Genomic DNA, 14,486 nt, shown 5'->3' with positions numbered 1-14,486 from the left:
GAGAAAATCTCTTTTTAGTATCTATAGCGTAGATAGAAACGGATATCTTGTGCTTTATCTACATAGTTAGAAGCATTTGTCATATTGTTTGTGATTTCAACAGCATTTCCTGTTGTATTACCAAAGAAACCATTACTTCCGGCATATTTATAATCTATATATGTATAGCGGATTTGAAGTGATAAAATATCTTCAACCAATGGCTCTGTGAAGTATGCCTCGTACGCGTCACCACGAGCGGCTACTTTTGAACCGATATTTGTATCTTCTGCATAAGTGATACTTCTCCAGTACTGTGTACCATGGTTGTACTCAAGTCCCCAGCGTCCCTCCTCAGAGATAAGTGAAGGAAATTGTGTTCCAACCCATACAGAGTAACCTGTTTTACTCTCTCCCGGATTTGAAACAAGCATACCCTGATCAGCGTTAGGATCGGTGATACTCATTGCACCACTTACAAAGAAGATAGTGTCATCTAAAAAGTCATTGATACCATCACCTATACCATTAGCTACTACATTTGCAGTAATAGAGTGTAATCCCCCTACTGTGTAGAATTGATTTTGAGGAACTCCACCGACAAAAACCTGATCGATTAAATTACTTGCATAGTAATATTGAGAATTAATGCTGTATTGACCATCATCATAAGGGACAAAGATAAGACCAATTAAATCAATATTTGGTTCAACATCAGTATCATTTGCATATGGTGCTGCAGTGAATTTATGAGAAGCATTACTCATACCTCGACCGGCACAGAATTTCAGATACATGCCATCAGCACCTGTAATGTTTTCCAGCCCAAATTTTGCACTAAGACCATCGAATTCAACATTGATACTGTGTCCCATTGGTGAAGCTGCATGGTCATCATCTCTAAGGTTGATAAGATGGCCGTTTGTTGATGGACGACGACCGACACTGAAGGTCCACGGTATATCAGCTCCTAAAAATTCACTATCTTTATAGAAGAAGTATGCTGAGCGAACTCGTACAATATCATCGTAAGCATTTTCATTCGCTATCCAATCAAAGTTTTCAAAGTTATATCCTATCGTATCATTGTCAGTTCTCTGTCCAAAAGCTTTATTGTAAGCAAGTTGCCCCGTAAAACTAAGGTGTTGTGTCGCTGCCCAGTTCATGTTCATCCATAATCTGTTTGTCATAAAGGCATCATTTTTCTGTTTGCTACCATCTGCCATTTTATAATCAAGATTTTCGATTGCAAAACGATAGTCAACACCAAATTTTAGGTGGTTTCCATTTGTGTTTCTGTTAAGATCACTAATGTTTTCCTGTATTTCGGCAATTTGATCTTCTATGCTATCTTCTTCGTCATCATCCTCTTCATCATCAGATTCAGCCTGATTTGCTTGCGCAACTTCTTCTTCATCACCATCTTCATCGCTTGTTGCTTTAGATTCTTGTGATTTTAAACTCTCTAGCTCTTGTTGCATCTGCTTCATCTGAAGCTCCATCATCTGGATACGATCATACATAGACTCTGCACTTAGGTTGGTTCCAAGAATTGTCGCAGCAGCCAGTGATAGTAGTAAAGGCTTGTTCATCTTTTTCCTTTTTCTGTGATATTGTTGTGATACTATACATCATTAATTATAAAGATAGTTTTAAATTTTTACTATATTACTATAAATATTAATTATATTTTGTCAGCTTATGTCTATTATTAGCAGAGTAAAACAAAAGCTAGATTTAAATAAATTTTTAGTATAATTCACGGATTTTTCTTCTGTAATGCACAGTCGAAAATATTAACAGGTTATGTCAAAAAACCGGTGCAACTTCCTCTCTAGGGAGTCAATGCTCGACATCTCCAAAGCCAACCGGTGAAAACAAGGGAACCGCTTTTTGCACTGCAAAAATGTTTCTTTAGTAATTCTGGCTCATTATGAAGCCCTTAAAGGACCTTAAATGGTAACTATGAAAGACCTATTGGAATGTGGTGTACACTTCGGACACCAAACTCGTCGTTGGAATCCAAAGATGAAAAAATTCATCTTCGGTGTAAGAAAGAACATCTATATCATCGATTTACAAAAAACACTTCGTTACTTCCGTAACACATACCAAATCGTAGTTGATGCAGCAGCAGAAGGACAAACTATCCTTTTCGTTGGTACAAAAAAACAAGCACGTAACTCAGTTCGTGAAGCTGCGATTGCATGTGGTATGCCATATGTAGACAACAGATGGTTAGGTGGTATGCTTACTAACTTCCCAACTATTCAAAAATCTATCCGTAAACTTGATGTTATCACTGAGATGCAAGAAAACGGTCAAATCGATCTTCTTACAAAGAAAGAGGCATTAATGCTTTCAAGAAAAAAAGAGAAGCTTGAGATGTATTTCGGTGGTATCCGTGATATGAAAAAACTTCCAGATATGCTTTTCATCGTTGATGCAGTAAAAGAGCATACAGCAGTTCTTGAAGCTCGTCGTCTTGGTATCCCTGTTGTAGCTCCACTTGATACGAACTGTGACCCAGACCTTATCACTTACCCAATTCCTGGTAATGATGATGCTATCCGTTCTATCCAACTTTTCTGTCGTGAAATGACAGCAGCGATTAACGAAGGTAAAGCTCTTCGTGATGGTCAAGGTGAAGAAGTAGAACAGACTGAAGAGGTTGCAACTGAAGAAGCAGCGACTACAGAAGCTCCAGCAACTGAAGAAAAAACTACAGAGGAAGCGTAATTATGGCAGCAGTAACAGCAGCAATGGTTAAGGAGCTTCGTGCAGCGACTGATGCTCCGATGATGGATTGTAAAAAAGTTTTAGTTGAAGCTGACGGAGATATGGAAAAAGCAAAAGAGCTTCTAAAAGAGCGCGGTATCGCTAAAGCAGCTAAAAAAGCTGACCGTGTTGCAGCAGAAGGTCTTGTTGGTTACAAAATGGCTGACGACTTCTCAAAAGCAGCAGTAGTTGAAGTAAACTCTGAGACTGACTTCGTTGCACAAAATGAAGGTTTCCAAAATCTTGTAAAAGATACAGTAGAAGAGATCTACAACAATGAGCCAGCTGATGTTGAAGCACTGAATGCTTCTGCATATGGTGAAACTTTTGTAGAGACTGTTACAAAAATCGGTGAGAAGATCGAAGTTCGCCGTTTTGCAGTAATGAAAGCAGAACCAACTGAAGCGATGAATGGTTACATTCACTCAAACAACCGTATTGCAGTTATCGTAAAAGCAAAATGTGACTCTGAAAAAACTGCAGAGTGCATGAGAGATACGCTAAAACAAATTGCAATGCACGCATCTGCTATGAAACCGACAACTCTTTCATATAAAGATTTTGATGCTGAGTATGTTGAGAGTGAAACAAAAGGTCGTATCGAAGCACTGAAAAAAGAGAACGAAGAGTTAAGCCGTCTTGGTAAACCTCTTAAAAACGTTCCAAAATACATCTCTATGATGCAACTCACAGATGAAGTTATGGCACAAGCTGAAGCTGACATCAAAGCTGAGTTATTAGCAGAGGGAAAACCTGAGAAGATTTTAGACAAAATCATTCCTGGTAAAATCGCTCGTTTTATCTTAGATAACACACTTTTAGATCAAGAACAAGCACTTCTTGACCAACAATATGTTTTAGATGATAAATTAACTGTTGCTGAGGCAGTTGAAAAAGCTGCTAAAGCATGTGGTGGTACAGCTGAGATCACTGAATTTGTTCGCCTTGAAGTTGGTGAAGGAATCGAGAAAAAAGAAGACGACTTCGCAGCAGAAGTTGCAGCACAAATGGGTTAAGCTTTAGGCTTAACTCAACCTCTATTAAATATTCTCCCCTTTTTTTAATCAACTCTTGCTTTCATTCATGATATAATCATCCAATGATAAAAAATAATGTAAAAAAAATTGTGGTCATTGGTGCTGGATATGGTGGTGTAAGATTAGTTGAAAAACTCTCACGCAATCATAGTTATGAGATAGCTCTTTTTGATAAGAACCCTTATCACTTTATGCAGACGGATGTATATGACTTAATAGCCAATGAAGTAGATTTTGCAAAAATTATTGTTGATTTGTACACTTTATGCAGTGGGCTTGGTGATAATGTTTCTTTCTATAATCAAGAAGTAAAAGAGATAGACTTTAGTCATAAACGAGTTTTTACTGATACACAGAGATTTTCTTATGATTATCTTGTTATTGCTGTAGGAGCGAGAACAAAGTTCGTAAAAAGCATTCAAGGACTTAACGAGTATGCACATGGAGTCAAAGCATTACACCGTGCAATGTATTTTAAACAGAAGTTTGAGATGTCTCTTTTTCGAAAAGTGGATGCAAGTGGGGCAAAGTGTGATCCTTTAAATATTGTTATTGCAGGTGCAGGACTGAGTGGTGTGGAAATCGCAGCACAAATGGCCTCTTTTGCCAAAGAGTTCTATTGTAAAAATCATTTTTTATGTAGAAAACTCAATATTGTGCTTGTGAACTCATCCCAGAAGATTTTAAAAGGTATGGATATTTTTTTGGTAGAAAAATCAGAAAAAAGATTGCTCAACTTGGGTGTGACTATTAAGAACAATGTCCGTGTTGCGTCACTTACAAAAGAGTATGTCTATTTGAGTAATGGAGAGAGCATTGCTATGGACTTTATGATATTTGCAGGAGGTATTGAACCAAACGGGCTTATCTATAAACTTGATTTGCAAAAAGACAAACGAGGGTTCCTGTTAACAAATGAATTTTTACAAACACCGCAATATAAAGAGGTTTTTGTTATAGGTGATGCAACAATCCTACATAAAAATGAGAAGATTATCGCGCCAACGGCTGATGTAGCAGAACAGATGGCTGATATATGTGCTACAAATATAGAGCTTTTAGATAAAGGCAAGACATTACGAAAACACTCCATAAAATCTCGTGGTATATTAATCTCTTTAGGAAGAAATTATGCTGTAGCAAAAGTTTTTGGTCTTTTTTTTGATGGGTATTTTGCCTATTGTATGAAAAAATTTGTCGAAAAAAGCTATGCATGGCATTTGGATAGAAAATCGAAAAATGGCTGTCAGAAAATATTTAAATAAGCTAGATTTGAATATAATCTTTTCATGAATCTATTATCTGCAACAAACTTATCGCACTCTTTTGATTATGAACTTTTTAACAATGTTTCACTTGAACTTAATCGTAAAGAGAGTATTGCTATCATAGGTATTAGCGGGAGTGGGAAATCGACACTCCTGCACCTTTTATCAACACTTTTAAAGCCTGACAGTGGAACGGTTGAGCTTTTAGGGGAAGATATACTCTCTATGAAGCCAAAAAAACTTTCACTTTTACGTCGTAATGAACTTGGACTAATATTTCAATCACACTATCTTTTTAAAGGATTTAGCGGATATGAAAATCTTGAAGTGGCTGAGATATTGGCAGGGGAGCCTATAGAAGAAGAACTTTTAGAGCGTTTAGAGATAGAACACTGCATCCGCCAAAAAGTAACTGAGCTCTCCGGAGGACAGCAACAACGTGTTTCCATCGCAAGGGTTTTAACAAAAAAACCGACAATAATATTTGCAGATGAGCCAACAGGGAATCTTGACAAAGTAACAGCAGGGGAAGTGATGGAGCTCTTCTTTGAGTATATTCACAAACACAAAGCAGCTATGGTCCTTATTACACATGATGAGACCTTGGCACACATGTGTGATAAGGTTTATAAATTAGAGAATAAAGAGCTGATAAGAGTGAAGTGATGGAGTTGGCACAAATATTTAATGAAGCAAATGCCGTTGGTTTTATACTGCTTTATTTTCGTTTTGCTGCACTTTTCATTGCTGTACCTATCTTTTCACATAACAACATTCCTATGAACATCAAAGCGGCAATGGCTTTTTTCTTTACAGTGGTTTTTTACGCCTCTATGCCTCCTGTGCAAATTGCACTTACTGTTCCTTCTATCATCATTGCAATTTTGGGTGAATTTATGCTTGGACTTGTCGTCGGTGTTGCTCTGCAGCTTGCTTACAATATCATTACATTCGCAGGTGGACAGATATCGTTTATGATGGGGTTTTCCATGGCAAGTGCCATTGACCCGCAGTCTGGTATCTCTATGCCAATTATCTCACAGTTTCTTTCTCTGCTTGCATTAATGGTACTCCTTGCACTTAATCTGCATCATTGGATGCTACTCTTAATTGACCATAGTCTTAAAACCGTTCCTTTGGGTGGATTTATGATGAGTAATGACTTTTTTAATTATATTATCCATGCAACATCAAGTATGTTTTTAGTCGGTTTTATTATCGCTTTTCCTATCATTGCACTCTCTTGGTTGGCTGATATTATCTTTGGAATGCTTATGAAAACTATGCCTCAGTTTAACCTTTTGGTTATTGGTTTTCCTATTAAGATTATGGTTGCATTTGCTGTTCTTATAGCAATACTTACGGCAGTTATGCTGATACTCAAAGGTCAAATCCAAGAAGCTTTCAATGCTTTGGAGATGTTTTTTTAGTTTTTTTAGGGTACAATAATATGATTTTAAACAATCATAGATGCTCTCATAAGGAATATGCGTGAAGATACTACTGTTGAATGATAACCCGGTTGTAAACAAATTAGTTACACTAAGTGCACAAAAGACTTCAGACGAGTTAGATATCGTCCAAAGTATTGATGATATAGTAAACGATTCCTATGATTTGGTAGTAGTAGATGACAGCATAGGTGGTGATGAAGCTTTAGATGAGTTAAGAAAGAAACTTACTTTTTCTAAAAGTTTATATATCTGTGCCCGAGATGCACAAAAGAGTGAAAAGTTCAACACAACACTCAAAAAGCCATTTTTACCGACAGACCTTGTGGAGCTTTTCGCTATGTATGACAAAGAGATAGAAAAAGGTGAGGATCTACCAGAGACGCAGAGTGTCGAAGAAGTAGTGCAAGAGAGTCAGGAGAGTAGAGTAGAAGAGCCTGCTGAAGAGATAGAAGAGCTAGAGAGTTTGGATGTAGATAATATGCTTGAGCTGGATGAACTGGACGGGATTGATGACTTGGATGAACTTGATGATTTTGAAGAGATAGCACTTGATGAACAGGTAGAGTTTGATAGTGAATCATTGGAACTGGACATTGATGGTGCTACAGAAGATACAACACTAGAACTTGATGAGTTTGATGAAACACTCATAGATGAAGAGTCTTTGGATGATGAAAACCTTGGAGAGAGCGTTTTAGATGATGAAGAAGCACAAAAGGTAAAAGATCTTCTTGATGAAACAAGTGTTGATGCTGGAAGCTCTTTGGCTATTGATGATGTGCCAGAAGTCTCTGATGAAGAGAGTGTTGTCAAAGAGTATGATCTTGCCCTTGACATGGAAGATGAAGCTGATGTCAATATTGGTGAAGAGCCAACTGAGGAAGCGGAGTCTTTAGAGATGGAAGGTGAAGGTGAAAATCTTACGCTTGAAGAGTTGGAGAGTGAGACTGTTGAAGAGCTTGAGGATATCGTGGATGAAGCGCTAACAGAAGAGTTGGCTCTTGAAGAGGAAGACATAGAGTATGATATGGCATTGGATTTGGAAGATGAGGCCGATGCTGATATTTCAAAAGATGATGTGCTCTTAGCAGTGGATGATCTAGATGAAAATGTTGCAGAGGATAGTGTTTCTGAAGATGAGTTGTTCAGTGAGTTTGATGAGAACAGTGAAGATGAAGAATCAGCAGTAGAAGAGAGCAGCGAAGAAGTTGCGCAAAGTGAGGATGCAGCTAAAGATATGTTCGAAGAGCTTGGAATCTTTGATGAAGCTGTTGACGCAGATGAAAGTACAGAAGATGAAGCGAAATCAGTACTTGATGAGACTCTTGAAGAACTTGAGTTGTCAGATGAGGAAGAAGAACCTGAACCTGAAGAGACAGATGAAGAAGATGCTATAGAAGAAGTGATGGAAGAGGAAGTTGCTGATATCGAAGATAGTGAGGCTCAAGAAGATAATGTTGAGGATATAGAGCAGCAGATACAAGAGGCTGTTGAAGAGTTGAGCGAAGAAGATTTAGAGAGTGAACTTGATGATGAAACACTGCTTGGTATCGCAGCAGCAGAGATAGACGCACTTGATAGCTTAAGCTCTAAAGATCTCAAACTTGCTCTTGGAGAAGAGATAGAAGAAGAGGAAGAAGAGATTTCTGAGCCAGAAGAAGAGAGCCCAGAGGTAACAGCAGAAGATGTTGAAGAGTTACTTGAAGAAGCTGAAAAAGAAGTTGAAGATGAAGAGAAAATCGAGGGAGTTGAGGCACTGAAAAAGCTTTTAGAAGCACTGAGTGATAAAGATGTAGCAGCCTCAATGAAGGGAATGAAAATTACAATAAATATAGAGTTGGATAATAAATAATGAGTAAAATAAATGGTGCGGTTTTAGTTCTTTCAGGTCCGAGTGGAGCAGGAAAAAGCTCTTTAATTCATAAGATAATCGATGATATCGGAGAGTGTTACTTTTCCATCTCGACGACAACAAGACCTATGCGTGAGGGTGAAGTTGAGGGTGTTGATTATCACTTTGTTGACAAAGAAGAGTTTGAGCGTGAGATAGAAGAGGATCAGTTTTTAGAGTATGCTGTTGTTCATGGTAATTATTATGGAACTTCACTACGTCCTGTAAAAGAGGCACTTGGTGCAGGAAAACTTGTTATCTTTGATATTGATGTTCAGGGTAACTCTGCTGTTCAAAACAGGCTTGGAGATATTACAACTTCTGTATTTATCACACCACCAACACTCTCAGAATTGAAAAAACGTCTTGAAAATCGCTCAACTGATGTACCAGAGGTCATAGAGAGACGTATAAAGATGGCACGAAAAGAGATTCAGCGTGTATCAGAGTATGAGTATCTGCTTATCAATGATGATTTGGATGTTGCAGCTGATAAGTTGCGTATTATCGCTACAACCGCTCGTTTTAAGAAATCAAATGATGAGATCAACTTATTTGTAAACCAATGGGAAGATGTGTAAGCTCAGTGAGCTTATTTATGTAAGAGAAGTTACAGAAAAATAACGATATACTTCATCACTTAATTTTAAACAAGGAAATATACTATGGGAATGCCTAGTGGAACAGAGTTACTACTTATTTTTGGAATTATCGTACTGCTTTTTGGTGCGAAAAAGATACCAGATTTAGCAAAAGGTCTTGGTAAAGGGATCAAAAACTTCAAACAAGAGATGAAAGAAGTTGATGAGGTTGAGGTAGAAGCTCCTAAAAAAGTTGAAAAAAGTGAAGAGGTAGCCTCTAGCGAAGAAGCTCCAAAAACTACTACACAAGCGTAAGCCTTGAAACAACGTGTATCGGCGCTACTGCGCGAAAAGTTAGGTCGTGAAGTTGTTTTAGAAAAGCCACGTGACCGCTCTTTTGGTCACTTTGCTACTCCTATTGCTTTTTCTCTGGCAAAAGAACTTCGAAAATCTCCTATGGTTATTGCCGATGAACTTGCTTCATCTTTTGAAGATGCAGATGAGTTCTCAAGTGTAGAACCTGTAAAGGGTTACTTGAATTTTCGTCTCAGTGAAGACTTTTTAAGTGAATATGCTTCTTGGGCATTAGATAACCCACAAAAGTTTGCAACACAAGAAAAAAATGAGAAGATTCTTTTAGAGTTTGTCAGTGCAAATCCTACAGGACCATTGCATATCGGTCATGCAAGAGGTGCCGTTTACGGTGATACACTCTACCGTCTTGCAAAACATCTGGGTTATGATATTACTGCCGAGTATTATGTCAATGATGCAGGAAATCAGATTGATCTGCTTGGGCTTTCCATTCAACTTCATGGACGTGAAAATCTTCTTGATGAGACGGTAGAGTATCCTGAATCTTATTATCGTGGAGAGTATTTGGATGCACTCTCACGTGATGCTATGGAGAAGTTCGGTGCTGAGATTTTCCATGATGAATCACGCCGCCGTGAACTTGCAATGTGGGCTAAAGATGAAGTGATGAAGATCATCGTGAAAGATTTGGCAGATACGAACATCCATTTTGATACTTTTGTTTATGAATCCACGCTTTATGATGACTGGGATAGAGTTATGAAGAAGATGGGTGACGGTATCTATGAAAAAGATGGTAAAGTCTGGATAGCCTCTGAAGCAAAAGGCGATGAAAAAGACAGAGTTGTTGTGCGTGAGGATGGTCGTCCGACTTATCTTGCAGGCGACATCGTTTATCATAACCAAAAGTTTGAGCGTGGATATGACCACTACATCAACATCTGGGGTGCGGACCATCATGGCTACATTGCCCGTGTAAAAGCTGCGATTGAGTATCTTGGCTATGACTCATCTAAACTTGAAGTACTTCTTTCTCAAATGGTAAGTCTTTTAAAAGATGGTGAGCCATACAAGATGAGTAAGCGTGCCGGTAATGTCATTTTAATGAGTGATATTGTTGAAGAGATAGGAGCTGATGCTCTACGCTTTATCTTTGCAAGTAAAAAGAGTGATACTGCACTGGAGTTTGATCTCTCTGAGTTTAAAAAAGAGGATAGTTCAAACCCAATTTTTTATATTCAGTATGCACATGCCCGAATCAAGACACTCCTTTCAAAAAGTAAGCTCAGTGAAGAAGAGATAATGAAAGCAGAGCTCAAAGGTCTTGGTGAAAATGCAGATGTGCTTCTTTTTGATGCACTTTTACTACCTGAAGTTGTTGAAGATGCATTTTCTACGCGTCAGGTACAAAAGCTGACAGATTATCTCAAATCATTGGCGGCATCTCTGCATAAGTTCTATTATGATGTGCGTATGATTGGTACGCCTAATGAAGCTAAACTCTTGAAGTTGATGCTTATTGTGGCACTAAGCATTAAAACGGGACTTTCATTGATGGGAATTGCGGCAAAAGATAGAATGGTAAAAGAGGACGAATAAGTCTCTTTTACTGTTTGATCTCAGGGTAGAGCTTTTCTACCTCTTTGATATACTTTTTTGGAATCTGAATTAAAATCGGATTTTTCTCTTTATCTAGCCACTTTATAATCTTTTGTAAATCTCTTTTAGACATTGAAGTGCATCCGACAGTTGGATGATCTGTTGATTTTTGAATATGAATAAATATACATGAGCCTCTTTTTGCCACTGCATGAGGGTTATGTGCTACAACTATACCGATTTCATACTGTCCATCGCCTCTACGCATATGCTCAAAGCTCTTTTCATCTCCATGGGCTTCTATGATTTGGTTGTAAAAAGGGGATTTGCTATCATCCACACAGATAAGTTTGTTGTCTGCATAGAGATAAGGCAGTTTTGTTTGTGTGGTTGGTGCATATCCAAAACTCTCAGTAAGCGCAAAGACTCCGGCAGGTGCTTTTTTATCACCTTCATATTTTAGAGGTTCATCCTCTGCGTGAGCTATGGTTTTGATGCCGATTCCCCATCCAAGACCATTTTTCCCAAGATTGACCTCTATATCACTACAGACTTTTTTCTCTCCCTCAAAGCAGGAGAGCTTGGCTTTTGGGCTGCTAAAATCATCAGCAACGACTAGGAGTATCTGTTGTGATGAAAACAACAATGTTGAAAAACTTAGTGTAATTAAGAAACTTTTTATCATAAAGTATGGTACTATTACTATTATATGAAGTCAAGAGCAAAAAGGCAAAAATATTATGAGTATTAAAATAAGACAGGCAAAGGCTGAAGACGCGCCTTTTTTAGCACAAATGATGTTACAAAGTTCGAGAGCTGGGAAAAAAGATGGACTTTTCGATTTGGTTTTTGAAACAAATGATAATGCACAACTTTTAGAAAAACTCACAAAACTTGCAACTACCGAGGCAAAAAGCCATTGTAACTATAGAAATTTTTTAATTGCTGAAATGGATGGACAGAGTGTTGGTACACTATGCAGTTATGAACCTCGTAAAGCGACAAAAGAGGTCTTTATCAAAGCACTTCAAGAAGTTGGATGTTCCCAAACAATAGAAGAGACACTCAGCATTGTGTATGAGTGTGAATTAGATATCAGCCGCACAGCAATCATGTTTGATTTTATGGAAGAGCTTGAGGGCTGCATCGATGTTGGAGTTCTCAAAGCTCTTATGCAGAAGTCACTCCTTACTGCACGCTTAAAAGGTTACAGTATAGCACAGACTATCATTGAGATTGGCTCTCTAGAAGCAGAACTTTTTTATAAAAAACTCGGTTTCACTCCTGTTGATGAAAAAGAGTGTGAACGCTATAAAGAGACTTTTGGTCGTAGCGGACTCAAACTGCTCTCAATCGCATTTTAGGATATATCCATAGAATTTTCAGCCTTAAGTGTTCTGCCTTCGCTCTTGGCAATAGCACTTGCTCTTTATTCGCGCAATGTGCTTTTATCTCTTTTTGGTGGTGTCTTTTTAGGTCTTTTTTTACTTCAAGATTTTTCTTTTTTTGCTACGCTTGATGCTACGCTTTCTCTTTTTATCTCTTTACTCTCAGAAGCTTGGATAGGAAAGACTTTGGCCTTTGCTGTTTTAGTTGGAAGTGTGATGGAACTTATAGAGAGAAGTGGAGGTATCAATGGTTTTGTGGAGTATATGACACAAAAATCCAAACTTGTTGCATCTCCTCGTTCTGCATTGATGGTAAGTTATATCATAGGAGTTGTGATTTTTATAGAATCATCCATCACCTCTTTGATTGCCGGTGCAGTTGGCCGTCCTCTTTGTGACAAGGAAGGTGTGCCTCACGCAAAGCTGGCCTACATTTGTGACTCCACATCTGCACCTATTAGTTCACTGATAGTGCTTAACGGTTGGGGAGCTTTGCTTTTAGGGCTCATCGCTACTCAGATTGACTCTGGGCTTATCAGTGGTGAGAGTGTTGATTGGCTTATTAAAAGTGTTGTCTATAATTTTTATGCCATATCAGCACTGATAGTTACTTTTTTGGTTATTTGGTTTAACATTGATATAGGTCCTATGAAGGCAGCTCTGCCATCCAACTCTCACGCAAGGCTCATGTTCAACAAAAGTGCACCGATGCACTATATGATAATGCCGATTATAGTTATGATTGTTTCTGTCTTTGTTTTTTTATATCTTACGGGAAATGGCAATATTTTAAAAGGAAGCGGTTCAAGCTCCATCTTTTACACAATGCTTACTACACTAGGGTTTATGTATATTTTGTATGTCATGAAAGGAAAAATGAGTACAAAAATATATCTGCTCTCAAGTTTTAAAGGAGCAAAAAAGCTCTTTGGCATAGCAATGATACTTCTTTTTGCTTTTGCCATAGGAAAAGTGACACTGCAGCTCCATACCGGGCTCTATCTTGCATCTCTTGCAAGCAATAATCTCTCCCCTTATCTTCTAGCAGCAGTGATTTTTTTACTGAGCTCCATCATATCATTTTCAACAGGGACAAGCTGGGGGACATTTTCGATTATGATTCCAATAGCAGTACCGATGGCAGTGGGACTTGATGCCAATGTTTCTCTTGCAATAGGAGCTGTAATTAGTGGTGGTGTCTTTGGAGATCACTGCTCACCCATCTCAGATACGACGATTATTTCTTCATTAGCAAGTGATTGTGAAGTTATAGAGCATGTAAAGACGCAGCTCCCGTATGCTCTTATAAGTGGAGTGGTCGCAATTATATTGTTTATAGTGTTTGCAATTTTTGCTTAGGAGTAGATATCTTTTCGAAAACCAATACGTAAAACAAGTAAGATAATTGCATCTCCATCAATACGAAAAAGTACGCGGATTTTTCTTGCTACGATAAATCTGTATTGTGAGTCAAACTCACTCCCTTTGAGCTCACGCACTTTTTTAGACTCTTTTAAAATCTCAAAATTATCTGCAAGATAGTGAAGCTTGTTTACAATTAGAATCTGATCCGGTTTTGCAAAAGATTTCAGGTCTTTGAGAGATTTTTCGGAATACTTTATCTTCACAGCTCAATGCCTAATTCTTTATAAACATCTTCACTCTCATAAACTTTCATTTTGCCTGATTTTATATTTCGTGTAACTGCATCAGCAACGATACTGTCAGTATAGTCAAAATAAAAATCCAAAGCATTCTCAACTATCTCTTTTTGTGATTTGTGCATAGCTGAAGCAACTTCCTCTAACTCTTTTGCCAAAGATTCATCAAGTGATATAAGTTTTTTTACTGTTGCCATTGTTTATCCTTTTGTATGTCTAATTATATATCTAAAATCATATCTTGTCAATAAACTATGAAGTATTCGAAATTTAGTAATGGAGTTCACTTTTAATAAGAGTTTTATTTGTAAAGTGGAAGTATGTTTATTGTATCGTTGTTTAGCGTATCTCTAAAAAAGCTAGAGATACACCAAGGAGAATATTATATTATTTTAAGATTTTTATTTGCCGGTTTCTTCTAGTGAATTTTGACTACAAGAACCTTTTTTTGCCATGTCAAGCTCAGAAATAGCTTTTTTTGCTTCTTCTTCATCAACTGTAGGCACGCATCCCATTTGGCCACCCCGCGCATTTT

Annotated in this window: 15 protein-coding genes; 11 read left to right on the top strand and 4 right to left on the bottom strand. The window is 37.8% G+C overall.

What is annotated here, in order from left to right:
• Window positions 1–14 precede the first annotated feature (14 nt).
• Window positions 15–1,571, bottom strand: a complete 1,557-nt coding sequence (locus ES948_RS03815) for a DUF3373 family protein (RefSeq protein ID WP_152183620.1) — start codon at window positions 1,569–1,571, stop codon at window positions 15–17.
• 364 nt (window positions 1,572–1,935) lie between these two features.
• Here ES948_RS03815 and rpsB point away from each other — a divergent pair, with 364 nt between their 5' ends.
• From rpsB to argS, 9 genes are all read left to right on the top strand, one after another.
• Window positions 1,936–2,718 carry a 30S ribosomal protein S2 gene (gene rpsB / locus ES948_RS03810; protein WP_152183619.1) on the top strand — a complete coding sequence of 261 codons (783 nt, stop codon included), beginning with the start codon at window positions 1,936–1,938 and terminating at the stop codon, window positions 2,716–2,718.
• Window positions 2,719–2,720: 2 nt separating this feature from the next.
• Window positions 2,721–3,773 carry a translation elongation factor Ts gene (tsf, locus tag ES948_RS03805; protein WP_152183618.1) on the top strand — a complete coding sequence of 351 codons (1,053 nt, stop codon included), beginning with the start codon at window positions 2,721–2,723 and terminating at the stop codon, window positions 3,771–3,773.
• Between the two features lie 83 nt (window positions 3,774–3,856).
• Window positions 3,857–5,059, top strand: a complete 1,203-nt coding sequence (locus tag ES948_RS03800; RefSeq protein ID WP_152183617.1) for an NAD(P)/FAD-dependent oxidoreductase — start codon at window positions 3,857–3,859, stop codon at window positions 5,057–5,059.
• Between the two features lie 24 nt (window positions 5,060–5,083).
• Window positions 5,084–5,728: an ABC transporter ATP-binding protein gene (locus ES948_RS03795; RefSeq protein WP_152183616.1), complete on the top strand. Its 645-nt coding sequence runs from the start codon at window positions 5,084–5,086 to the stop codon at window positions 5,726–5,728.
• Entirely contained in the window at window positions 5,728–6,492 is a 765-nt protein-coding gene (gene fliR / locus ES948_RS03790; RefSeq protein WP_188109445.1) for a flagellar biosynthetic protein FliR, read from the top strand. Before ES948_RS03795 ends, fliR begins: the two co-directional genes overlap by 1 nt.
• A gap of 61 nt (window positions 6,493–6,553) precedes the next feature.
• Window positions 6,554–8,368 (top strand): DNA topoisomerase IV, encoded by a 1,815-nt coding sequence (locus tag ES948_RS03785; protein ID WP_152183614.1) that lies wholly within the window; start codon window positions 6,554–6,556, stop codon window positions 8,366–8,368.
• A complete protein-coding gene (gmk, locus tag ES948_RS03780; RefSeq protein ID WP_152183613.1) occupies window positions 8,368–8,988 on the top strand; it encodes a guanylate kinase in 621 nt (206 codons plus the stop codon). The genes ES948_RS03785 and gmk overlap by 1 nt, the downstream gene beginning before the upstream one ends.
• An 84-nt stretch (window positions 8,989–9,072) precedes the next feature.
• On the top strand, window positions 9,073–9,303 hold the full coding sequence (locus ES948_RS03775; RefSeq protein ID WP_152183612.1) for a Sec-independent protein translocase subunit TatA/TatB: 231 nt from the start codon (window positions 9,073–9,075) through the stop codon (window positions 9,301–9,303).
• Between the two features lie 3 nt (window positions 9,304–9,306).
• Entirely contained in the window at window positions 9,307–10,902 is a 1,596-nt protein-coding gene (argS, locus tag ES948_RS03770; protein WP_188109444.1) for an arginine--tRNA ligase, read from the top strand.
• Window positions 10,903–10,909: 7 nt separating this feature from the next.
• Here argS and ES948_RS03765 read toward each other — a convergent pair whose 3' ends face one another.
• Window positions 10,910–11,587, bottom strand: coding sequence for a L,D-transpeptidase family protein (locus ES948_RS03765; protein WP_152183611.1), 678 nt, complete (start codon window positions 11,585–11,587; stop codon window positions 10,910–10,912).
• A gap of 55 nt (window positions 11,588–11,642) precedes the next feature.
• Between ES948_RS03765 and ES948_RS03760 the strand changes: the two genes are divergently transcribed.
• Entirely contained in the window at window positions 11,643–12,266 is a 624-nt protein-coding gene (locus ES948_RS03760; protein WP_152183610.1) for a GNAT family N-acetyltransferase, read from the top strand.
• Between the two features lie 45 nt (window positions 12,267–12,311).
• Window positions 12,312–13,649, top strand: coding sequence for a Na+/H+ antiporter NhaC family protein (locus ES948_RS03755; protein WP_188109443.1), 1,338 nt, complete (start codon window positions 12,312–12,314; stop codon window positions 13,647–13,649).
• Here the strand turns inward: ES948_RS03755 and ES948_RS03750 are convergent.
• Both ES948_RS03750 and ES948_RS03745 read right to left on the bottom strand, forming a co-directional pair.
• A complete protein-coding gene (locus tag ES948_RS03750) occupies window positions 13,646–13,918 on the bottom strand; it encodes a type II toxin-antitoxin system RelE family toxin (protein ID WP_152183609.1) in 273 nt (90 codons plus the stop codon). The genes ES948_RS03755 and ES948_RS03750 overlap by 4 nt on opposite strands.
• Window positions 13,915–14,148, bottom strand: coding sequence for a ribbon-helix-helix protein, CopG family (locus ES948_RS03745; RefSeq protein ID WP_152183608.1), 234 nt, complete (start codon window positions 14,146–14,148; stop codon window positions 13,915–13,917). Before ES948_RS03745 ends, ES948_RS03750 begins: the two co-directional genes overlap by 4 nt.
• Between the last annotated feature and the right edge of the window lie 338 nt (window positions 14,149–14,486).

This window comes from Sulfurimonas indica (assembly GCF_009192995.1).
GTDB lineage: Bacteria > Campylobacterota > Campylobacteria > Campylobacterales > Sulfurimonadaceae > Sulfurimonas > Sulfurimonas indica.
Note: the sequence above shows the minus strand (reverse complement) of the source record. Positions and strands in the feature narration are given on the sequence as shown.